This window comes from Fenollaria massiliensis, assembly GCF_000312505.2.
Lineage (GTDB): Bacteria > Bacillota > Clostridia > Tissierellales > Peptoniphilaceae > Fenollaria > Fenollaria massiliensis.
In genome coordinates, this window is the sequence record NZ_HG326224.1 from 77,201 (window position 1) to 99,515 (window position 22,315).

At 30.3% G+C, this 22,315-nt stretch carries 20 protein-coding genes and 1 pseudogene; all 21 read left to right on the forward strand.

The annotated features are described in order from the left end of the window. Nucleotides 1–38 precede the first annotated feature (38 nt). The 21 genes and pseudogenes from BN30_RS00420 (at nucleotide 39) to BN30_RS08560 (ending at nucleotide 22,295) form a co-directional block, all read left to right on the forward strand. Nucleotides 39–716, forward strand: coding sequence for an isoprenyl transferase (locus BN30_RS00420; RefSeq protein WP_019213552.1), 678 nt, complete (start codon nucleotides 39–41; stop codon nucleotides 714–716). Beyond that, nucleotides 716–1,480 (forward strand): phosphatidate cytidylyltransferase, encoded by a 765-nt coding sequence (locus tag BN30_RS08535; RefSeq protein ID WP_019213553.1) that lies wholly within the window; start codon nucleotides 716–718, stop codon nucleotides 1,478–1,480. Before BN30_RS00420 ends, BN30_RS08535 begins: the two co-directional genes overlap by 1 nt. Nucleotides 1,481–1,494: 14 nt before the next feature. Continuing rightward, complete coding sequence (locus BN30_RS00430; protein ID WP_019213554.1) at nucleotides 1,495–2,514, forward strand: M50 family metallopeptidase; 1,020 nt, start codon at nucleotides 1,495–1,497, stop codon at nucleotides 2,512–2,514. Then, the gene (gene ispG, locus BN30_RS00435; RefSeq protein ID WP_341348915.1) at nucleotides 2,514–3,563 is read left to right on the forward strand and encodes a flavodoxin-dependent (E)-4-hydroxy-3-methylbut-2-enyl-diphosphate synthase; all 1,050 of its coding nucleotides are present in this window, start codon (nucleotides 2,514–2,516) and stop codon (nucleotides 3,561–3,563) included. Before BN30_RS00430 ends, ispG begins: the two co-directional genes overlap by 1 nt. 4 nt (nucleotides 3,564–3,567) lie before the next feature. Beyond that, nucleotides 3,568–7,821 carry a PolC-type DNA polymerase III gene (locus BN30_RS08540; RefSeq protein WP_019213556.1) on the forward strand — a complete coding sequence of 1,418 codons (4,254 nt, stop codon included), beginning with the start codon at nucleotides 3,568–3,570 and terminating at the stop codon, nucleotides 7,819–7,821. Nucleotides 7,822–8,500: 679 nt separating this feature from the next. Continuing rightward, nucleotides 8,501–9,109 (forward strand): hypothetical protein, encoded by a 609-nt coding sequence (locus tag BN30_RS00445; RefSeq protein ID WP_019213557.1) that lies wholly within the window; start codon nucleotides 8,501–8,503, stop codon nucleotides 9,107–9,109. 1 nt (nucleotide 9,110) lies between these two features. Further along, complete coding sequence (locus BN30_RS09515; RefSeq protein ID WP_019213558.1) at nucleotides 9,111–9,335, forward strand: S4 domain-containing protein; 225 nt, start codon at nucleotides 9,111–9,113, stop codon at nucleotides 9,333–9,335. A 31-nt stretch (nucleotides 9,336–9,366) separates the two neighbouring features. Beyond that, nucleotides 9,367–9,894, forward strand: coding sequence for an SAM-dependent methyltransferase (locus BN30_RS09745; protein WP_242824740.1), 528 nt, complete (start codon nucleotides 9,367–9,369; stop codon nucleotides 9,892–9,894). Nucleotides 9,895–9,898: 4 nt separating this feature from the next. Further along, the gene (recN, locus tag BN30_RS00460; RefSeq protein ID WP_019213560.1) at nucleotides 9,899–11,566 is read left to right on the forward strand and encodes a DNA repair protein RecN; all 1,668 of its coding nucleotides are present in this window, start codon (nucleotides 9,899–9,901) and stop codon (nucleotides 11,564–11,566) included. A gap of 1 nt (nucleotide 11,567) precedes the next feature. Beyond that, nucleotides 11,568–12,122 carry an NUDIX hydrolase gene (locus tag BN30_RS00465; RefSeq protein WP_019213561.1) on the forward strand — a complete coding sequence of 185 codons (555 nt, stop codon included), beginning with the start codon at nucleotides 11,568–11,570 and terminating at the stop codon, nucleotides 12,120–12,122. Further along, nucleotides 12,109–13,410 carry a thymidine phosphorylase gene (locus BN30_RS00470; RefSeq protein WP_019213562.1) on the forward strand — a complete coding sequence of 434 codons (1,302 nt, stop codon included), beginning with the start codon at nucleotides 12,109–12,111 and terminating at the stop codon, nucleotides 13,408–13,410. Before BN30_RS00465 ends, BN30_RS00470 begins: the two co-directional genes overlap by 14 nt. Further along, the gene (locus tag BN30_RS00475) at nucleotides 13,410–14,012 is read left to right on the forward strand and encodes a site-2 protease family protein (protein WP_019213563.1); all 603 of its coding nucleotides are present in this window, start codon (nucleotides 13,410–13,412) and stop codon (nucleotides 14,010–14,012) included. Before BN30_RS00470 ends, BN30_RS00475 begins: the two co-directional genes overlap by 1 nt. After that, nucleotides 14,012–14,725: a segregation and condensation protein A gene (locus BN30_RS00480; protein WP_019213564.1), complete on the forward strand. Its 714-nt coding sequence runs from the start codon at nucleotides 14,012–14,014 to the stop codon at nucleotides 14,723–14,725. Before BN30_RS00475 ends, BN30_RS00480 begins: the two co-directional genes overlap by 1 nt. Next, nucleotides 14,718–15,266: an SMC-Scp complex subunit ScpB gene (gene scpB / locus BN30_RS00485; protein ID WP_019213565.1), complete on the forward strand. Its 549-nt coding sequence runs from the start codon at nucleotides 14,718–14,720 to the stop codon at nucleotides 15,264–15,266. Before BN30_RS00480 ends, scpB begins: the two co-directional genes overlap by 8 nt. Beyond that, nucleotides 15,244–15,960 (forward strand): pseudouridine synthase, encoded by a 717-nt coding sequence (locus BN30_RS00490; RefSeq protein WP_019213566.1) that lies wholly within the window; start codon nucleotides 15,244–15,246, stop codon nucleotides 15,958–15,960. The genes scpB and BN30_RS00490 overlap by 23 nt, the downstream gene beginning before the upstream one ends. Beyond that, nucleotides 15,957–16,550, forward strand: a complete 594-nt coding sequence (mnmM, locus tag BN30_RS08550; protein ID WP_019213567.1) for a tRNA 5-(aminomethyl)-2-thiouridylate-methyltransferase MnmM — start codon at nucleotides 15,957–15,959, stop codon at nucleotides 16,548–16,550. The genes BN30_RS00490 and mnmM overlap by 4 nt, the downstream gene beginning before the upstream one ends. Beyond that, a complete protein-coding gene (locus BN30_RS00500) occupies nucleotides 16,528–17,394 on the forward strand; it encodes a MurR/RpiR family transcriptional regulator (protein WP_019213568.1) in 867 nt (288 codons plus the stop codon). Before mnmM ends, BN30_RS00500 begins: the two co-directional genes overlap by 23 nt. Beyond that, a pseudogene (locus tag BN30_RS10430) lies at nucleotides 17,395–18,554 on the forward strand (BaiN/RdsA family NAD(P)/FAD-dependent oxidoreductase); the annotation flags it as partial. An 80-nt stretch (nucleotides 18,555–18,634) separates the two neighbouring features. After that, nucleotides 18,635–19,633, forward strand: coding sequence for a (d)CMP kinase (gene cmk, locus BN30_RS00510; protein ID WP_019213570.1), 999 nt, complete (start codon nucleotides 18,635–18,637; stop codon nucleotides 19,631–19,633). After that, the gene (locus BN30_RS00515; RefSeq protein WP_019213571.1) at nucleotides 19,633–20,181 is read left to right on the forward strand and encodes a lysophospholipid acyltransferase family protein; all 549 of its coding nucleotides are present in this window, start codon (nucleotides 19,633–19,635) and stop codon (nucleotides 20,179–20,181) included. The genes cmk and BN30_RS00515 overlap by 1 nt, the downstream gene beginning before the upstream one ends. Next, nucleotides 20,181–22,295: a bifunctional 4-hydroxy-3-methylbut-2-enyl diphosphate reductase/30S ribosomal protein S1 gene (locus tag BN30_RS08560; protein ID WP_034450060.1), complete on the forward strand. Its 2,115-nt coding sequence runs from the start codon at nucleotides 20,181–20,183 to the stop codon at nucleotides 22,293–22,295. The genes BN30_RS00515 and BN30_RS08560 overlap by 1 nt, the downstream gene beginning before the upstream one ends. Nucleotides 22,296–22,315: the final 20 nt, after the last annotated feature.

Here is a 22,315-nt window from a genome sequence, read left to right on the forward strand (position 1 = left end):
CCCCTCTTTACAGGGGGGTTATTTACAAGGAGATAGTTATGATCCCAAATCACGTAGCAATAATTATGGATGGCAATGGCAGATGGGCAAAAAAGAGAAATATGCCAAGAACTTATGGTCACAAAGAAGGTATGAACAGAGTTATAGAAAATGTAAGGTATGCCTCAGATGCAGGTATTAAATATCTTACTTTATATGCCTTTTCTAAAGAAAACTGGAAAAGACCAAAAGAAGAAGTATCTTTTTTGATGAAGCTAATAATTATTTATATCAATAGCCAAATAGACGAACTTGATAAAAACAATGTTAAAATAGTTGTATCTGGTGATTTAGATGAAATATATCCTGAATCAAAAAAAGTTATTGATGGAGCCATAGAGAGAACTTCAAAAAACACAGGACTTATTCTAAATATCTGCTTAAATTATGGTTCGAGAGATGAGATTATTAGAGCTATAAATCTTGCTCAAAAAGATGGAAGAGAAATTAATTCTTACGTAGATCTTAAAGAATATTTTTATAACTCATATATACCAGATCCTGATTTAATAATAAGAACGAGTGGAGAAGAGAGACTATCAAACTTTTTACTTATGCAATCAGCTTACAGTGAACTTTATTTTACAGATAAACTTTGGCCAGACTTTCATAGAGATGATTTTGCTGAAGCATTAGAAAATTTTGCCAGAAGACATAGAAGATACGGAGGAATATAATGAAGAGCTTTTATAAAAGACTAATAACAACAGTAGTGGCGCTTTTACTACTAGGCCTTGTAATCTATGATATGAATCATATCTATAGATTTGCCATCTTTTTATTTGCTTCGTTAGCTTCATATGAAGTTTTGCACATGATGACAGACTCAAGAAAAAAACTTACATGTATTCTAGCTATTATGCTAAATCTCATCCTATACATTAATATATACACATCATTTATGCCAAATATGCATATTTTTGTTTTGATGCTTATATTATTTTCAATAATAAGTGTTTTGGATAAAGAATTTTCGTCTAGAAGCTTTATTAGCTTAATTTTTACTACATGTTTTATAATTATGCCATTTACAATGTTCTATAATATTGCAGATAGAAGTAAACTTATACTTGTATTTTTAATATCTACATCAAGCGATATCTTTGCTTATGTATTTGGCTCACTCTTTGGTAAACATAAACTAATAGAAAGAATCAGCCCTAATAAAACAATTGAGGGTTCTGTTGGCTCGTACATAACAAGTCTAGCTATAACATATCTTTATATTAGCTATTTTAATTTAAAAAGCAATCCTTATTATATAATTGGTTTAATTTTAGCACCTATAGTTGCTCAATTTGGTGATTTAATTTTCTCTAAGCTTAAGAGATATTATAATATTAAGGACTACGGATACATATTCCCAGGACATGGAGGCATAATGGATAGATTTGATAGCATTTTATTGGTATGCCCCTTTGTAATAATCTGTTTTTTTTAAGGAGCAATTGATTTATGAGTATAATAGTAGCATTTTTAGTATTTTTAACTTTAGTAACAATTCACGAGTTTGGTCATTTTATTTTGGCTAAGTGGGCTGGCATCAAGGTCAACGAGTTTGCTGTTGGCATGGGTCCAGCTATATTAAAGAAACAAAAAGGTGAGACTCTTTATTCACTTAGAATTTTTCCTCTTGGCGGTTACTGTGCCATGGAAGGTGAGGATGAAGACAGCGCTGACGAAAGAAGTTTTGATAACGCTAAAGCATATAAGAGGCTTGTAGTTATACTAGCAGGAGCCTTTATGAATATGCTGTTAGCGGTAGTGGCTTTTCTTATTGTGAATATGCAAAGTGGCTTCACTGACTTAAGTATTGATAAAATTGAAGCTAATTCTCCAGCATATATTGCCGGTATACAAGAAAATGATGAGATAATTTCATATAATGGTAAAAAGCCATTATTATTTTTAGAATTAAGAAATATGATAATTAATTCTAAAAATGAGAGTGATACACTTACTTTGAAAAGAGATGGAAAACTTATAAACGTAGAAATAAAACCAGAGCTAGCAACTATAGAGGATAACGGGAAAACTATCGAATATAAAAAGATTGGCATAATGCCTAAGGTGCGTTATGACTTTTTTGGTGCTTTTAAAGAGAGCATCAATACATGTAGATACGCCTTTAGATCAATGTTTGATTTTTTAGGCAGAGCTTTTAAAGGGAACGTCAAGAAAAATGAAGTTTCAGGACCTGTTGTCATAATTAAAACTATAGCAAGTGCAGCTAAAGTTGGTTTTAGCTCAGTTATGTTTTTATTGGGACTAATAAGCATAAACCTTGCTTTCTTTAATCTATTACCATTCCCAGCATTAGATGGCGGCAAGGCGGTTTTTATCTTATTTGAGATGATAACAGGAATTAAACCGAATAAAAAAGTAGAGTATATCGTAAATATAGTTGGATTTTCATTACTAATACTTTTATTCTTATTTGTGACTTATAATGACATTAAAGGATTGATTAGATGATAGAAAGAAAAAAAACTAGGAAGATTTTTGTTCGTGATGTAGCTATAGGTGGCGATGCTCCTATAACTATACAATCAATGACAAATACTGATACGAAAGACGTTGACAGAACGGTTAAACAAACTATAGAAATGGAAGAAAATGGCCTAGATATAATAAGGATGGCTGTTAATGACGAAGAAGATGCTAAGGCTATAAAAGAAATTAAGAAAAAAATTCATGTGCCAGTGATAGCTGATATACAATTTGATTATAAACTTGCTCTAATGGCAGCAAGGGAAGGCTACGACTGCATAAGAATAAATCCAGGCAATCTTAATTCAAGCTCAGAGCTTAGAGAAATAGTAGACATTTGCAAAGATAAAAATTTACCTATAAGAGTAGGAGCAAATTCAGGATCTATTTCTAAAAAAATATTAGATAAATATAATGGCGTTAATAAAGAGTCACTTGTTTATGGAGCACTTGAGCAAGTTGAGATGCTTAATAAGCTTGATTTTTATAATATAAAAGTATCTATAAAGTCATCCGATGTAAATACTTGTATAGATGCAAATAGAATGTTTTCATCAATGTGCGATTATCCTCTACATTTGGGACTAACAGAAGCTGGATCGCCATCTGTTGGTATAGTTAAATCATCTATAGCCATAGGAACGCTTTTAAAAGATGGTATAGGGGACACAATACGTGTTTCTCTAACATCAGACCCACTAGAAGAAGTTATCGCCGCTAAGAAGATTTTAAACGCATTAGGCATACGCAAAGACTCTGTGAATCTTGTTTCTTGCCCAACATGTGCTAGAACTAAGATAAATATCATACCTATAGTTGAAGAGCTTGAACCTTTACTAGCAAATATTAAAAAAGATATCACAGTAGCAGTTATGGGATGTCCTGTTAATGGACCAGGTGAATCAAAAAATGCTGATATTGGGATCAGCATGAGCAAAGAATACGCTTATCTATTTAAAAAGGGTAAGGTTATTAAAAAACTTGATAGAAATGAAGTAGTTGAAGAATTGTTAAAAGAAATCGAAAGAATGTGAAGCGATGATAAAATTATTTAAACCTGAAGAACTGAATATAAATATAGATTTTCTTTCAGATGATGATAAGATATTTTTCGAAAGTCCTGTTCTTAATGAAAAGACACTTAAAATAACTTATTATTATAATTTGAAAGAGCAAAGTCTAGCTCCAAAAGTAGATGAATTAATTAAGTCTACTTTTTTAAAATTCTCTTTATCAGATGTAAATATTAATGCAATACAATATACAAAGTGCAGTGAATATTTCAATTCAATAAGAAATGAATTTACTGATATCGATGAAAAAGCATTAAGCTATGAAGAAGATGATGCATCATATACATTTACACTTGATAATCAGCTAATACTAGATAGCTTCAATGCAAATCCTTTCCTTGAACTGATGAGATCTTTGTGTACAAGCTTTGAAAATAAGGCTATAAAAACTAAATGCAAAGAAATTGTTATCAATAAAGAAGAATTTATCGATCAATTAAAAAATAACGCTGAACAAATAAGTGAAAGCTTTAAAATTGTTAAAGAAGAAAAGAAAAAAAGCGAAGCAAGTGCTGAAAACGGCGGTAAAAAATCATTTTTCAGAAAGAAAAAAGAAATTGATAAAAATAAATGCATCAAGATAAAAGATATCACTTCTGACATGGACTTTATTACAATACAAGGAGAAGTCTTTGCTTATGAGTTTGTTGACAGAGATGATTATGCCTTAGTTAAATTTGCTGTAGATGACGGTGAAGAGGCTATCAGAGTTAGTAAATTCATAAGAAAAAATAAAGAAGGAAAATATGATTATGAATATGATATAGATAACGGAGTTAAATTATACCTTTGCGGCAATGTTAATCTTTTCCAAAATATCATGAGCATAAAGATTTACAGCTATGAAATAATTAATGAAGAAAAAACAGATGAAGAAACAGAAGATATAAAGAGGGTAGAAATAGGACTACACACTAAGATGTCAAGTCAAGAAGGCTTTATATCAGCTAAAGAATATTTTAAAGAAGCAAAAAAGAGAGGCTATGATTCGCTCGGCTTCATGGACAAAAATGTTGTTCAAAGCTATCCAGAAATTATGGATGCAGCTATAGAAACAGGTATTAAACCTTTATATGGTGTAGAAGCGAATTTATTTGACGATACAAAAACTTTAGTAAACAATTACAAAGGCGATAACAAAAACACCTTTGTTGTTTTTGACGTAGAAACTACAGGCTTTTCAGCAACTGACGATAGAGTTATAGAAATGGGCGCTGTGAAGATAAAAGATGGCAAAGTTATAGATAATTTCTCAGAATTTACTGATCCAGGTTTTCATATACCGTATAGAATTACAGAATTAACTACAATTGATGATGCTACTGTAGCTGGCTGTCCATCATTTGATGAAATATTAGAAAATTTTATGGACTTTTGTAAAGATTCAGTTTTAGTCGCTCATAACGCTGAATTCGATATTTCTTTTATTAAAAGCTCTATGCACAGAAAAGGAATCAAATTTGATTATGAATATATAGATACACTTGAACTTTCTAGATATTTATTGCCAGATTTGAAAAAGCATAGACTAGATACATTAACAGCTCTATTTAATATCAATCTAGAAAATCATCATAGAGCAATAGATGACGCGACAGCTACAGGTTTTGTGTTCTTAAAGCTTTTAGATTTATTAAAAGAACAAAATTGCAATAATCTTGACGATATGTCAAAAATCAAATCACAAAATTATTATAATGTTCACAATATTTCAATATTTGCTACAAATTTAACAGGTTTAAAAAATTTATATAGACTGATTTCTCTATCTCATATTGATAATTACAATAGACAGCCAATTGTTTATAAAAGTCAAATAGATGAAAACAGAGAAGGCCTTTTAGTAGGAGGAGGCTCTTACAACGGCCCTATATACAACGCCTTAATTAGATGTGAAGAGATCGATAAACTTAAAGAAATGATCAAATACTATGACTTTGTCGAGCTTCAACCAATGGGCCAATATCTTTATTTAATCGAAGATGAGAGCCTTCACGAAATGGATTCAATTAGAAATATCAATAGAAGGCTATATGATGCAGCAAAAGAAGTAAATGTTCCAGTACTTGCTAATGGCGATGTTTATTATATTGATCAAAGTGATAGTGTCTATAGATCAATTTTAGTCTTTAACAGAAAAAATTTTGTAGGAAGTAGAAAAGAATGTAATAACACAGATCATTATTTTAAAACTACAAAGGAATTATTAAATAGTTTTCCATACTTAAGCGAAGAGGAAACAAAAGAAATTGTTATTGATAATACTTTAGCATTTGCAGAGAAATTTGAAAATATAAGGCCAATTCCTAAAGATACCTTCCCACCATTTATTGAAAATTCAGATAAAGACCTTAGAGACTGCTGCTATAATAAAGCTACAAGCATATATGGAGATCCACTTCCTGAGATAGTTAAAAAGAGGCTTGATAAAGAGCTTGATTCAATAATTGGTAATGGTTATGCAGTTTTATACATCATAGCAAGAAAACTTATTTTGCAGTCAAATGCAGATGGTTACGTAGTTGGATCAAGAGGATCTGTTGGTTCATCTTTTGCGGCTACAATGAGTGATATAACTGAGGTTAATCCACTTATACCTCACTATGTGTGCCCAAATTGTAAGCACAGCGAATTTGTCGATGATCCAAAATATGATTCAGGCTTTGACCTTCCTCGTAAAAACTGTCCAATATGTTCACATGAGATGAATAGAGACGGACAAAAGATACCATTCGAAGTATTTTTAGGCTTTAATGGAGATAAGGAACCAGATATAGACCTAAACTTTGCGGGCGATTATCAATTGACAGCACATAAAAATACAGAAAAGATATTCGGTGAAAATTTTGTATTCAGAGCTGGAACCATTGGCACTCTAGCTGATAAGACTGCTGCTGCTTGTATCTTGGATTATCTTGAGAAGAAAAATAAAAATATTTCATATTTGCACGCTATGTTTTTAAGTAAAAGAATAAAAGGCTCAAAGAGAACAACTGGCCAACACGCTGGCGGGGTAATGGTAGTTCCTAAAAATAAGAGCATACTAGATTTTACTCCAGTTCAAAAACCAGCTGATGACATGGGAACAGATATAATTACAACGCATTTCGATTATCACTCCATAAGCGGTAAAATACTTAAGCTTGACCTTCTTGGTCATGATGTTCCTAACATTATAAAAAATCTTGAAGACCTAACTAATACTAAAATTGAAGAAATACCATTTGATGATGAAAAAACATTGTCAATATTTTCATCAACTGAGGCTTTAGATATTGATAAAGATGATTTAAAATTTGGCGTAGGAACCATAGCTATACCAGAATTTGGTACAAACTTTGTTAGAGGCATGCTTAAAGATACAAAACCAAAAACATTCTCAGATCTTGTTAGAATAAGTGGTCTTTCACATGGAACAAACGTTTGGAATAGTAACGCAGAAAAACTTGTAAATGAGATGAATGTACCTATGTCAGAAGTTATTTCTACTAGAGATGACATCATGAACCAGTTAATTGATGCAGGCATGGATAAATCTACAGCATTTAAAATAATGGAGTTTGTTAGAAAAGGTAAACCATTAATACAAAAGAAAATTGTTGATAATGAAACTATAATTATAAATTATGAAGATGAAATAAAGAAGTATCCACTACCAGAGTGGTACCTAGATAGCTGTCATAAAATTTCATATCTATTTCCAAAAGCGCACGCTGCTGCCTATGTTATGATGAGCTACAGACTTGCTTGGTATAAAATTTATTATCCAGCCGCATTCTATGCAACATATTTTACTCAAAAGATAAATGATTTTGATTATGACGCTCTTGTTCAAAAAATTGATAATTTAGATGCGTTGATGAGAGAAATTTCTCAAAACCCACAAGCAAAGAAAAAAGATGAAGATCTGTTATCTTTAGCAGAAGTAGTTAAAGAAATGCAGCTTAGAAATATAAGTATTGCGCCAATAGATTTAGATAAATCTCTAGCAACAAAATTTACTGTTATTGATGGTGAAATCATTCCGCCATTTACAGTAATTGCTGGACTTGGTAAAGATCCAGCTAATAACATAATTAGAGAGAGAGAACTTAAAGAGTTTAACTCAATTGAGGACTTTCAAAAAAGGACTCAGGTCAACAGCACAGTAATTGCATATTTAAAATCTATAAACTTTTTTAAAGATATGCATGAAACCAACCAGATAAGCTTATTTTAATTGACAAAATACCACTATTATAGTATAATCAAATTAGTGGTGTAGTATTCTAGTCAGTATTCTATATCATGAAGGCGGGGCTAAAAATCCGCCAAAGAGCGTATCGATGAAGTTCTTGATTTGTGCTTGTGACGCCCAGTCATGGGCATTCTTTGAGAGTAAGACAGATGGGGCGATCTACAACGGCATGTAGGCGTTGACCCTGCTGTCGCGGAGGCGTAAGATTTATCTTATGTAGACCTATTTTTTATAAATAGTGTAGCTTGCCTTGAGTGGTCTAGTGCGGATGATAAGGTCTTTTTATTGAACTTGTGGCCAGAGAACAATAAAAAAAGTTATCGAAACCTAAATTGCAAAAGAGGCTAAGGATATAAAATACTGTTTGGGAAAACTTCTAGACTAAATCGTAAGATGACTAAAAAGGGATTACAGTGCGGACTAAGTGGCAATCCAGTATTATATTTGGCAACAGTATAATTACTAAATTAATGGGAAACCGCTATGATTGGTGACATATAGCCTTAGTAAGGGAAAACCAACTGGACCTAAGCCGTAAGATTTACTTTTTTAGTTGCCACTATAGCTGATAGGTAACTATCAGCTTTTATTGTAAATTAATGTTTTAATATTATCAAATTAGGTAATATATAATAAGCCTAAACTTATATAGGAGTATATTTTGAAACTAAAAAATAAATATAAAGAAAAAAGTATAAATAAAATAGAAAAAAATAAAAAAAGCAAAACGTCTAAAACAGATTATAGGTGGACAATGCTCATAACCATGTTTACATTTATTATGTCTGTCGCCTTATCGTTTTTACTAGACCATTTACTTAAAGACGTAAATATTTTCGTCGGTGTTATTATGCTTCTTTCCGTTATACTTATTGGTATAATATTTGATATTATAGGCGTGAGCGTAACTAGTGCAGATCAAAAACTATTTCATTCAATGGCTGCAAACCGCATACAAGAAGGAAAAGTAGCTATTGATTTAATTAAAAATGCTGATAAGGTATCAAGCTTTTGTAATGACGTAATCGGTGACATGGCTGGAATTATCTCAGGTGCCTTAGGTGCGAGTCTTCTTAGCAAAATTTATGATAAATTTAACGATATAAACATAGCTCTTATAGGTACTTTAATTACAGCATCAGTCGCTGGTTTTACAGTTGGAGGCAAATCTTTAGGTAAATCCGTTGCAATAAATAAATATAGAGAAATAATATTTTTTATTTCAAAGATAATTTTAAAATTTAGAAATATTTTTAAAAATAATAAATAATATGAGATTAGATAAGTATTTAAACGAATTTAAAGATATTGATAGTAGGACAAAAGCTAAAAAGTTAATTCTTGGTTCATTTGTCTATGTCAATGGCAAAATTATACTTAGCCCAAGTTATGATGTTAATGAAAATTATATTGTAGAAATAAATGCAGATAATGATATAACAAGATATGTATCAAGGGGCGCGCTTAAGTTAATAAAAGCAATAGAATGCATTTAATTTAGAGATTAATGACAAAGTATGCATTGATATAGGAGCGTCTACTGGAGGCTTCACAGATGTTTTAGTAAAGAATGGGGCACGTTTAGTTTATGCTGTAGATGTTGGTAAAGATCAACTTCATCCATCTTTAAAAGAGAATGAAAAAGTTATATCTATTGAATCTTTTGATGCAAGAAATATTAAAGAGGATACTTTTAGTGAAGATTTTGATATAATTACATCAGATTTAAGTTTTATATCATTAACATTATTAGCTGATGCTTTTAATTTGCTTGTAAATGAAAAAAGTAAACTTGTAGTTTTAATTAAGCCACAATTTGAATCAGGCAAAATAAAGAGAAAAAATGGCATATTTAATGATGCTAAATTACATATAGATGCAATAAATAAAGTGATATTATCTTTTCATGCAAAAGGCCTTTATTTAAATGATATATGCAAATCGCCTATAGAAGGCGGGGAAGGTAATATTGAGTACCTTGCATTATTTACAAGAAAAGACATTGCAAGAAATATTGATATTAAAAAATTAGTAAAAGATTCTTTAAGTAGGTGAATATATGCTTAAAAAATTATATATTAAAGATTTTGCTATAATTGATTCATTAGATCTTGATTTTGACAATGGTTTTTCCGCTATATCAGGCGAAACTGGTAGTGGTAAATCCATCATTGTCGACGCCTTAGCTGTTGTGCTTGGTGCAAAAGCGAGCAAAAATCAAATTAGAGATGGTAAAGAATTTTCAAGTATTGAAGCTCATATTGATTTAGATAATAAAAAATTAAGCAAAATTAATCAAATTTTGAATACAAAACTGAAAAGTCCTATTATTTTAAAAAGAACTATATATAGGGATAAATCAAGTGAGAATTATATTAATGATATGAGTATAACGCTTAAAGATTTGAGTGAAATAAGTAATATTAGCATTAACATATTAGGACAAAAAGAGCAATTTACTCTACTAGACAAAAATGAACACATATATATACTTGATTATTTTGGAGATAATGAATATAAATCTTTACTTAGCGAAATTGAGGATTTATATAATAAAATAGATAAAACAAATAAGCGTTTAAAAGAGCTTCCAAGTAATCAAAAAGAGATTGATAATCAGATAGACTTTATTGAATTTCAAAAAAATGAGATCGATAAAGCTGAAATTTTGGAAGGTGAAGACGAAGAGCTAGAGGCCGAAATAAAAAGGCTTAACTCTAGTGAGGAGATAAAGAAAACATCTTATAAGATAAATCAAATTTTAAGAGAAAGTGAAAACTATAGCGTTGATGCCTTACTCTCAGATGCAAGTAACCTTGTAGATGATTTAAAAGAGTACTCAAAAGATGCTGCATCTTGGTACGAAAAACTCATGGATTATCAAGAGCTTATAAAAGATATAAATGAAGAGATAAATTATTTTTCTGATTCAATTGATTATGATCGAGAAAGGCTATATGAGTTAAATAAAAGAATTGATGAGATAAACAGGATTAAATATAAATATGGCAACACAATTTCAGATATTAATCTATATAGGGAAGACTTGGACAAAAAGCTTAAAGAAATAAAAAATATTGAGATAGAAAGGGAAAATTTAGAGAAATCTTTAATTGATTATAAAAAATCATTTGACATAAAAGCAGATGAATTAAGCAAGAAAAGAAAAGCACTAGCGAAAAAGATTTCAAAGATGCTAGAAGATGAATTAAAAACACTAAATATGAATAATATTCAGGTCGAGATATCAGTCGAGACGAAGAAGGCCATGAAAGAATACGGCTATGACGAAGTAGAAATACTTATGAGCGCAAATAAAGGTCAATCTGTTAAGCCTATTAGTGAAATTATATCTGGCGGTGAAATGTCAAGACTAATGCTTGCCATAAAAAATTTAGGAGCTGATTTTGACAATATTGACACTATCATCTTTGATGAGATAGATGCAGGACTTAGCGGCTACACAGCAAGCTGCCTTGCAAATAAATTAAAAGAATTATCAAATAAATACCAGATAATATCTATATCACATTTGCCACAAATTTTAGCTAAGGCAAAAGAACATTATCTAGTAGAAAAAGCTAATGAGAACGAAGCTACCATAAGCCATGTTCGTAGGCTTGACTATGATGGAAGAGTTTTAGAACTAGCAAGGCTATTAAGCTCAGGTAAAATTAGTGATATAGCTATAAAAAATGCTAAAGAATTATTAAAAAGTGAGGAATAGAATGGAAAATATTGAAGTAGAAACAACGTTAAAAAGCGAAAAGATTTATCAAGGCAAAATACTAAGTTTGCGTATTGATACTATTGAAATGCCTAATAAAAAATATTCTAAAAGAGAAATAATTGAGCATAAGCCTGCTGTTGTAATTATTGCAATAAAAGGAACTAAGCTTTTAATGGTTAGACAATACAGAAAGGCAGTTGAAAAAACTTTATTAGAAGTACCTGCTGGTCTTGTTGAAGTTCAAGAAACGCCTGTACAAGCTGCCACTAGAGAGCTTGAGGAAGAAACAGGTTATTTATGCGAAAACCCAAAATATATCATGGAGTTTTACACATCACCTGGATATTCTGACGAAAAAATCGATTTATTTTTGGCAGAAGATTTAGTAAAAACAGAGCAACACCTTGATGATGGAGAATTTTTAGAAGTAGAAGAGATTGAGATAGAAGAACTAAGAAAAAAGGTTTTATATGGAGAAGTTCAAAACGCAAGCTCAATCATTGCTATTAACTATGCTTATGATTATTTAAAAAATAAAAATGAAAATAATTAACATAATTGAAAAGAAAAGAGATAAAAAGTTATTAAATAAAAACGAAATTGACTTTTTTATCAGGGGTATATTAGATGAATCCATTGCTGACTATCAAACATCTAGTCTACTTATGGCAATTTTTTTGAATGGACTTAACGATGAAGAGACATATTATTTAACTAAGGCAATAATAGACAATGGTGAATATGTAGATTTTAAAGGTATTGACTCAGCTATACTCGATAAGCACTCAACTGGAGGTGTAGGAGATAAAGTAAGCCTAATACTTGGTCCAATACTTGCTTCTATGGGATATAAATTTTTAAAAATGAGTGGCAGAAGCCTTGGATTTACAGGAGGTACTTTAGATAAACTTGAATCGATACCAGGTTTTAAAGTTAATCAAAGTGATGAATGGATTAAAAAAACTGCTAATGATTTAGGCTTTTTCATAATAAGTCAATCAGAAAATATTGCCAAGGCTGATAAAATTCTTTACGCCCTTAGAGATGTATGCGCAAGTGTTGACTCAATACCCTTGATAGCTTCATCGATTCTTAGCAAAAAGTTTAGCTTTAGAAATGACTCCTTAGTAATCGATGTTAAATGCGGTAGCGGCGCTTTTATGGAAAATATTGACAAAGCTAGAGAGCTTTGCAAAGCAATGCTAGCTATATCAAAGGCTTTTCAAAGAAAAACTACTTGTATAATAAGTTCAATGAATAAGCCTCTTGGTAAAAGAGTTGGCAATAACCTAGAGATTATTGAAGTAATCGATTTTTTAAAAGGCAATTACAAAGATTATGATGACTTGTGCGACGAGATAAATCATATTGTTTATGAATTAATTCTTAATATAGAAAACGTAGAATATTCTTTTGTCAAAGAAAAAATTAAAAATGTTTTAGATAAGGGCTATGCTTTTGAAATGTTCTTAAAGTTTGTTCACAATCAAGGTGGAGACATATCGTACATTGAAGATATAAATAAATTTGATAAAGCTAAATATGAAACTGAAATTTTAGCTGATGCTAGTGGATATTTAAGTTCATATAAGCTAAAAGATATTGCCAAAACGCTTAATGAGCTTGGCGCAGGAAGACTAAAAAAAGAGGATAATATTGATTACACAGTTGGATTGATAAACGAAAAGAATATTGGAGACAAAATTGATAAAGGTGATTTGCTATTTACTATAAGATCAAATAAAGAGCTATGTCCAATGCAAATAAAGAAATTAAAAGAAAGTGTAGTATATGCAGATAGCTCAATAAATGATACTCACATTTTAGAGGTGATTAAATAATGCTAGATAATATAAATTTTCATGAATTTATTATAAGGTCAATAGCTGTTCTTGTAGCTATAATTCCTCATGAAATGGCACACGGCTTTGCTGCTTATCTATGCGGTGATGAAACTGCTAAAAATGATGGTAGACTTTCACTGAACCCACTACATCATCTAGACCCTATAGGAACTATTTGTTTAATATTTTTCAAATTTGGGTGGGCAAAACCAGTTATGATAAACCCAAATAATTTTAGAGATAGAAAAAAGGGTACATTTTTTGTTGCTATAGCTGGTGTATTAACAAATTTTATCTTGGCAATCATCTCTGTAATTATATTGAAGCATATGCATTTAAATGAGTTTATGCAAGAATTATTACTAAGTATTTTCTGGTTCAATATAATTTTAGGTGTATTTAATCTTATTCCAATACCTCCATTAGATGGTTCAAAGATACTATTTTCATTTTTACCATTAAAATATGAATATTACTTAATTAAATACGAAAGATATGGATATATAATATTGCTCTTATTAATAATGAGTAGTACACTTGATAAAATTCTGGTACCAATGGTTAATTTTATGATTAATTTAATAGGGAAGATAGTATAATGTATAATGTCGAAATAAGTAACTACAAAGGTCCTTTTGATGTTTTATTGGAATTAATAGATAAAGAGAAGATGGACATCTTTGATATACCTATCAATGAGATAACAGAAAAGTTTCTTGACTATATCAATACATCTGATGAGATTGATGTAGAGATGAGTAGCGATTTTCTTGTAATGGCTTCAAGACTTCTTGAGATAAAATCTAAGATGCTTATACCAGTTGAAAAAGATAACGTAGAAGAAGATCCTAGACTTGAACTAAGCAAAAATATTTTAGAGTATAAAATATATAAGGATGTGTCTTTATATTTAAACTCTATGTACGAAGAATCAAATAATTTTGTGTTCAAACCTATGGATGAGATCGATGAGAAAGAAGAAGTTTTAGATTTAAACTTTGATTTAGAAAACTTATCAAAGGTGCTTGTGGAGCTGCTTACCAACAAAAGAACAATTATAAAACAAGAGCCAAGCAGTATACGTAGAGAAAAATACAGTGTTAAAAAAATGACGCACGATATAGTTAAAAGGTTTAAAAAGAATAAAAAATTAAAATTAAGTGAATTTATTCCAGAAATTGTTGACGTAGCTTATGTAATCACATTATTTATAAGTGTACTAGAACTTATTCAAAACAAAGTGATTAACTATGAGCAAGAAGAAACATTCTCAGATATAAACTTCACATACATGGGTGATACTAATGAATAATATAAAACAAATTATTAAAGCGCTTTTATTTGCTTGGGGAGACCCACTTGATATAAAAGTAATTAGTGAGATATGTGAAATAGAGCTTGATGAAGCTGAAACTATGATAGAAGAATTAAGAAATGATATGGACTCAAGTAATGATGGATTAAAAATAATTAGAATGAATAGCACATATCAGCTTATTAGTAGAGACCTATATTTTCATTATGTAAAAAAATTACTTAGTGATAAAACAAAAAATAATCTAAGTAACGCATCTATTGAAACACTATCTATCATCGCATATAAACAGCCTGTAACTAAGATGGAGATAGAAAAGATTAGATCAGTTAAGTCCGACGGTCCTGTAAATACTTTACTTGATAGAGGACTTATAGAAGAAGTAGGTAGACTTGATACACCAGGTAAGCCTATACTTTATGGGACTACAGATATTTTCTTAAGAAGCTTTGGCATAGAAGATTTGTCTGAGCTTCCAAATATAAACATGGATATTGATATAGAAAGGCAAGATAATGGAGAAAGTGAGATTAAATAAGTTTATAGCTGAAAACGCAGAAGTATCTCGTAGAAGAGCAGACGAACTTATAGAAAAAAAGAAAGTAACAGTAAATAATAAAGTGGTTGAGAAAATGCCGTGTTTTGTCGATCCTGAAAATGATATAGTTAAGTTAAATGGTGATGTGATTAGCATTGATAAAGACAGAAAGATATACATAGCTCTAAATAAGCCGCTAGGTTATGTGACTACATTAAAAGATAAATACGCAAAAAAAATAATTTCAGATCTATATGACTATAAGATAAAAAAGAGAATATATCCTGTTGGAAGACTTGATGCAAATACAACTGGTTTATTGCTTTTAACAAACGATGGCGAGTGGTCTAATGGAATTATGCATCCAAAGCATGAAATATATAAAGAATATATCGCCAAACTTGATAAAGCGCCTAATAAAAATGATCTTAATAAGCTAAGAACCGGTGTATATCTTGATGGGGTCAAAACTGCGCCAAGCATTGTAAAGGTACTTAATGTTTATGATGAGAGCTCCTTAGTATCTATATCAATATGCGAGGGTAGAAATCATCAAGTTAGAAATATGTTTAAAGTATTAGGATATAAAGTACTTATGTTAAAAAGAGTTAAAATTGGTGATTTAGAACTAGGATCACTAAAGGTTGGAGAATTTAGAAAATTATCAAGGGAAGAAGTTGAATCATTTAGATGAAATATAAATTCTTAGATAACACTAATCATTTTATTGATTATATATTAAAAACTTTTTTGAAAGATAAAAAGATACTAGTAGATATGACTTGTGGCAATGGTCATGACAGCCTAAGAGTATTGCAAAATGCTCCAAATTATGAAAAATTATATCTTTACGATGTTCAAATCAAGGCTATAGAAAACACAAAATCTTTATTAGATTCATACGCATATAAGAACTGTATCTATCTTAACAAAAGTCATGATGATTTATCAGATATACATGAAGATATTGATTTTGCAATATATAATTTAGGTTATCTACCTGGTGCTGATAAAAAGCTTGTCACCAATTCAAAAAGCACAATAAAATCAATAGAATTACTATTAGAAAAGCTAAGTTTTGGAGCAATTGTTGTGATAACTACATATCCAGGTCATGAAGAAGGAAATGTAGAAGATATTAAGATTTATGATTTTTTAAATAGTTTAGATCAAAAAATTTTTAATGTTATTAAGCTAGAGTTTATCAATCAAAAGAATAAACCATGTAAAACATATATTTTAGAGAAGAGGAGTGAGGATGATGGAGAAAAATTTAATCTATAGAATTGAACAAAATAAAAAGCAATTTAGTAAAGGGCAGAGGTTAATTGCCGACTACATTCTTAACAATTTTCATAAATCAACCTTTCAAACTGCTCAAAAACTTGCTGTAGAGCTTGGTTTAAGTGAATCAACCGTAGTAAGATTTGCTACATTACTTGGTTATGACGGATACAAAGAGCTTAAAGACGATATTCATGAACTGGCTAAAATAAGTCTATCTAATATAGACAGAATAAAGCTAAGACAAATAAAAACCATGGATGAACTCGTTGAATCATGCTTAACAACTGATGCACACGACGTAAAAAGATTAAAAACTGATCTTGATAAAGAAAAACTTTATGAAGGCATAAATATTTTAAATAAAAGCAGAAAAATTTTCGTTCTTGGCTTAAGAACATCATCTTTCTTGGCAAATTATTTCTGCTTCTACTTAAAATTAATGGGTAAAGACGCTATCATAATTAATTCAGATGACGATATAGTTTATGAGAATATGTTACACATGAACGAAGAAGATACATTCTTCTGCATAAGCTATCCAAGATACTCAAAAAAATCAGTAAGCATACTTAAATACGCTAAATCAAAGGGAAGTAAGGTTATTTCTCTTACAGATAATACAAATACAACTATTGCTAAAAATAGCGATTTAGTTTTGGTTGCAAAAAACGATATAATTCTATTCATAGATTCATTCGTTGCTCCACTATCGCTTATAAACATAATCATAGCTGGATTAAGCTTTAAAAACTTAGAGTCAACTCAAGATTATTTAACAGAAATGGAAAGGATTTATAAGTCTTATGACATATATGATTTTGATCCTTATGAAGATAAATAAATGAACAATGTATATGATGTAGCTGTTATCGGTGCAGGAGCTGCAGGTCTTTTTACTGCTGTTCATTGCGCTAAGAGAGGTAAAAAAGTTATTTTATACGACAAGAATAAATATCCCGGTAGAAAGCTAAGAATAACAGGAAAAGGTAGATGCAATATCTGCAATTACTCTGATAATGAGAATATACTTAAAAATATTGTTCACAATTCAAAATTTATGTATAGTTCTTTAAATAATTATTCAGCAATTGATCTAATTAAATTTTTTAATGACAATGGCATAAAGACTAAAGTTGAAAGAGGCAATCGTGTTTTTCCTCAGTCTGATGATGCTATGGAAATCATAGAAATGTTTAAAAAGCTCATAAAAGATTTAAATATAAAATTTAAAAATGAAATAGTAGTTAAAGATATAGATAAAAACGAAGATATTTTTAAAATTATTACTAGCTCTGGAGCGGATTACGCAAGAAATCTTGTAATAGCTTGTGGTGGTATGAGCTACAAAATAACTGGCTCTAGTGGAGATGGATATAATTTAGCTCAAAAATTTGGACATAGCATAAAGCCTATTAGGGCATCTTTAGTTGCGATGAATACAAGTCTAGATAAAGATGACAGACTTGAACTTATGGGACTATCTCTTCGGAATGTAGAAGTAAGTGTTATAAATCAAAAAAGAAAAAAATTTTTAAAGAGTTTGGAGAAATGCTTTTCACACACTTTGGCATATCTGGTCCAATAATTCTTAGTGCTTCATCTTATATGAGTGCAAATGAAGCGTATAAACTCATCTTAGATTTAAAACCTGCATTGAGTGATGATCAATTAGATAATAAATTAATTTTACTTTTTGAAGAAGAACATTTAAAATCCATTGGAAAGGTTTTAGAAAATCTATTGCCAAAAAAATTAATTAATATGTTTTTAAAATCAATAAATATAGATTACTATAAAAAAGCATGTGATATAACTAAGTTTGAGAGAACAGCTATTATCAATAATTTAAAGCACTTTGATTTAAAATATGATTCTTTAAGAGATATAGATGAAGCAATAATTACAGCTGGCGGGGTAAATGTAAAAGAGATTGACCCAAAGACTATGGAATCAAAATTAGTAAAAAATCTCTACATAGTAGGAGAAGTCTTAGACATAGACGCTTTAACAGGTGGATATAATTTACAGATAGCGTTTTCAACAGCATATCAAGCAGCCATGAACATTGAGTAGGTGAGAGTATGATAGCGATTAGGGGAGCAGTAGATGCTCAAAATACAGCGAGTTCAATAATTAATCAAAGCAAAATTTTATTAGAGGAAATAATAAGAGTAAATAGATTAGATAAAAAAGAAATAAAATGTATTTTATTTACAGCGACCCAAGATATAGATAAGGCATATCCAGCACTCGCAGCGAGATACATTGGTCTTAATGATACAGCACTTATATGTTTAAATGAAATGCTTGTAGAAGGCCAAATGCAAGGCGTTATAAGAACTACTATATTTTATAACGATGATATAAATAAAATCGATATTTATTTAGGCAAAACAAAATCTTTAAGAAAGGATAAATACATGGACAATAATATTAAAATCTCAATAGACGGACCAACTAGTGCTGGCAAGAGCACTATAGCAAAGTTATTAGCACAAAAACTTAAAATAAACTATGTAGACACAGGTTCAATGTATAGAGCTTTAACATTGAAGGTTCTAAATAATAATATTGATCCTAAATCAGAAGAAGATGTTACGTCTATAGCTGATAAGACAAAGATAGATTATTTTGAAAATCACATCTTTCTCGATGGACTTTGTGTTGACGATAAAATTAGAAATGAGCTAATTGATAAAAATGTTTCTTATGTTTGTCAATATAGAGACGTAAGAAAAAGATTAGTTAGCCTTCAAAAAGAAATTGCTTCAAAATCATCTGTAATCATGGATGGACGTGACATTGGTACAGTTGTTTTGAAAGATGCTAATTATAAATTCTTTTTAACTGCCTCAGCTGATGTTAGAGCAAAAAGAAGATATAAAGAATATCTAGAAAAAGGCTTAGAAGTTAATTTTGAAGATATAAAGAACGATTTAATTCGTAGGGATGACTATGACTCACATAGAGAAGTAGATCCATTAGTAAAAGCGAGTGACGCTATTGAGGTTAACACAGATGATAAGAATATTGAAGAAACAGTAGAATTGATGCTATCGTATATTAATGGAGATAAATAATGTATAAAATAATTAGATTTATCGGTATAATAATCGGACACTTATGTTTTAGATTTGATATTAAAGGTAAAGAAAATTTAAATCAAGAAAATAATTTTATATTGGCTGGTAATCATAGATCAAATTGGGACCCAATATTTTTAGCTATGAATCTTGGAACCAATGTGGCTTTCTTTGCAAAAAAAGAGCTTTATGAAAATCCATTTATGAGATTTGTGCTTAATAAATCAAACGCAATAAAAGTTGACAGAGAAAAAGCGGATATCAAAGCAATAAAAGATGTTATGAGAACACTTAAGAATGGTAATAATTTAATTTTCTTTCCAGAAGGCACAAGAAATGTCGATGGCACTGCAAAAGCAAAAGAGGGAATACACTTAATTGCTAAAAGAACTGGCACAAATATAATTCCATGCCATATTGAAACAAACTATAAACTTTTTTCTAAAGTAAAAATTACTTTTGGAGAAATAATTAATGTAGATGAATTTGAACAATTGGAAGGAGATTTCTCTGAAAACTTAATGAAAAGGATATTGTCATTATAATGAAGATATATTTAGCAAAATATTATGGTTTTTGTTCTGGAGTTCGTTTGGCTGTAAAAAAAGCGAATGATTTCTTGGAAAAGCATAAAGAAGCAGAAATTGTTGGCGATTTAGTACACAATAAAACTGTGATTGATGAGTTTAATCGTCTAGGACTTAAACAAATTGATGATTATAAAAAAATTTTTTCAAATAATATTATCATACGCGCACATGGTGAAACAGTTGAAAATACTAAGTTTTTAGAAAAAAACCATAAAAATATTTGTGATACAACTTGTATAAAAGTAAAAAAAATTCACGAATTAGTGGAAAAATATTCAAATATAGGTTATAATATTATTATAGCTGGTGATAAAGAACATCCAGAAGTAAAAGCTATAGTATCTCATTCAAAATCAAAGGCAATAGTACTTAAAGATTTTGATGAAGCAAAAGATATTATTGGCTTAAAGCATCTTGCAGTTTTTGCTCAATCAACATTTATTTATGATAAATTTGATCAGATGTCAAAATACATAAAGGAGCATAATGAGGATGTACTTGTATTTAACACTATATGCAATGCTACTGAAAACAGGCAAAATGCAGTTAGAGAGCTTGCAAAGAAAGTAGATGTAGTTTTGGTCTTTGGATCAAATTTTAGCTCAAATACAAAAAAGCTATATGAAATCTCAAAGAATATAAATCCAAAAACATATTTACTTGAAAATATTCATGAGCTGGACATGAGTTTAATTAAACCAGATTATAAAATTGGTATTACAGCAGGTGCTTCGGCGCCTGATGATATAATTAAGGAGGCAATTAAAGTAATGGAAAATTTAAACCACGAAGAAACAATGAAAAAGGAGGATGCTAAAGAAACAAAAAAAGATGAAATGATAAAGGCAATTGATGATTCTTTCAAAAGAATATCAAGAGGCGAAATCATTGAAGGCGAAGTTCTTTATGTAACTGACAACGATGTTAGTGTAAACATCAACTTCAGAAGCGACGGTATTATTAAAAAAGAAGACCTAGCTGAAGAAGACGTTAATCCAAAGGATCTATATAAACAAGGTGATAAGATCAAAGTTTATGTAGTTAAGATTGACGACGGTGAAGGCAATGTTGTTCTATCAACTAAGAAATTGAAAGAAATGGAAGTTTGGGACAAGATCGAAGAAGTTAAAGACAGAAACGAAATAGTTTCCGTAAAAGTTAAATCACTTACTAAGGGTGGTTTGATTGTTAGCTATGAAGGAATTCAAGGATTTATACCAGCTTCACTAGTATCAGTTAGATATAAAGAAAATCTTGAAGAATTTGTTGGACAAACTTTAGACGTTGTAATTATTGACGTTGATATAAATAAGAGAAGATTAGTATTCTCAAGAAAAGCTGTTGAAAAACAAGAGCTTGACAAGAAAAGAGAAGAAGCTTGGGAAAATATTAAAGAAGGCGAAATAATTAAAGGAACTGTAGCAAGAATCGTTGATTATGGTGCTTTCATAGACCTAGGCGGAGTTGATGGCTTAGTTCACATCACAGACCTTACTTGGGGCAGAATTAGAAATCCTAAGGATGTTTTAAAACAAGGCCAAGAAATTGAAGTTAAAGTTTTATCAGTAGATAAGGAAAAGAACAGAATTTCACTTGGATTAAAACAAACAGTACCTGAACCATGGTCAGTATTTACTGAAAAATACCATGTAGGTGATGTTGTTGAAGTTGAAGTTGTTAATATTGAATCATATGGTGCTTTCGTTAGAATCATGGAAGGCGTAGACGCTTTACTACACGTTTCACAAATTTCTCACAAGAGAGTTAATGATCCAAAGGATGTATTAAAAGTTGGCGATCGCTTCGATGTTATGATTACAGAAATTCATGACGACAAAAAGGTAAGTGTATCTAAGAGAAGACTTGAAGAACCAGTTCAAGAAGAACATGAAGAAGAAGCTCCAGTAGCTGAAGAAGTTCATGAAGAAGAAAAACACGAAGTTGAAGAAAAACACGAAGTAAAGGAAGCTGAAGCAAAAGAATTACCTGTACAAGAAGATGATTTATCTGAAGATATGGGTGCGTTATTTAAAAATGCAATAGAAAATTCTGAATCTGAAGAACAATAATAATTGATTTTTAAAGGCAC

Coding starts and splice junctions, on each gene's coding strand:
- BN30_RS00420 (WP_019213552.1), top strand. CDS start 39: ATGATCCCAAATCACGTAGCAATAATTATGGATGGCAATGGCAGATGG.
- BN30_RS08535 (WP_019213553.1), top strand. CDS start 716: ATGAAGAGCTTTTATAAAAGACTAATAACAACAGTAGTGGCGCTTTTA.
- BN30_RS00430 (WP_019213554.1), top strand. CDS start 1,495: ATGAGTATAATAGTAGCATTTTTAGTATTTTTAACTTTAGTAACAATT.
- BN30_RS08540 (WP_019213556.1), top strand. CDS start 3,568: ATGATAAAATTATTTAAACCTGAAGAACTGAATATAAATATAGATTTT.
- BN30_RS09515 (WP_019213558.1), top strand. CDS start 9,111: ATGAGATTAGATAAGTATTTAAACGAATTTAAAGATATTGATAGTAGG.
- recN (WP_019213560.1), top strand. CDS start 9,899: ATGCTTAAAAAATTATATATTAAAGATTTTGCTATAATTGATTCATTA.
- BN30_RS00465 (WP_019213561.1), top strand. CDS start 11,568: ATGGAAAATATTGAAGTAGAAACAACGTTAAAAAGCGAAAAGATTTAT.
- BN30_RS00470 (WP_019213562.1), top strand. CDS start 12,109: ATGAAAATAATTAACATAATTGAAAAGAAAAGAGATAAAAAGTTATTA.
- BN30_RS00475 (WP_019213563.1), top strand. CDS start 13,410: ATGCTAGATAATATAAATTTTCATGAATTTATTATAAGGTCAATAGCT.
- BN30_RS00480 (WP_019213564.1), top strand. CDS start 14,012: ATGTATAATGTCGAAATAAGTAACTACAAAGGTCCTTTTGATGTTTTA.
- scpB (WP_019213565.1), top strand. CDS start 14,718: ATGAATAATATAAAACAAATTATTAAAGCGCTTTTATTTGCTTGGGGA.
- BN30_RS00490 (WP_019213566.1), top strand. CDS start 15,244: ATGGAGAAAGTGAGATTAAATAAGTTTATAGCTGAAAACGCAGAAGTA.
- mnmM (WP_019213567.1), top strand. CDS start 15,957: ATGAAATATAAATTCTTAGATAACACTAATCATTTTATTGATTATATA.
- BN30_RS00500 (WP_019213568.1), top strand. CDS start 16,528: ATGGAGAAAAATTTAATCTATAGAATTGAACAAAATAAAAAGCAATTT.
- cmk (WP_019213570.1), top strand. CDS start 18,635: ATGATAGCGATTAGGGGAGCAGTAGATGCTCAAAATACAGCGAGTTCA.
- BN30_RS00515 (WP_019213571.1), top strand. CDS start 19,633: ATGTATAAAATAATTAGATTTATCGGTATAATAATCGGACACTTATGT.
- BN30_RS08560 (WP_034450060.1), top strand. CDS start 20,181: ATGAAGATATATTTAGCAAAATATTATGGTTTTTGTTCTGGAGTTCGT.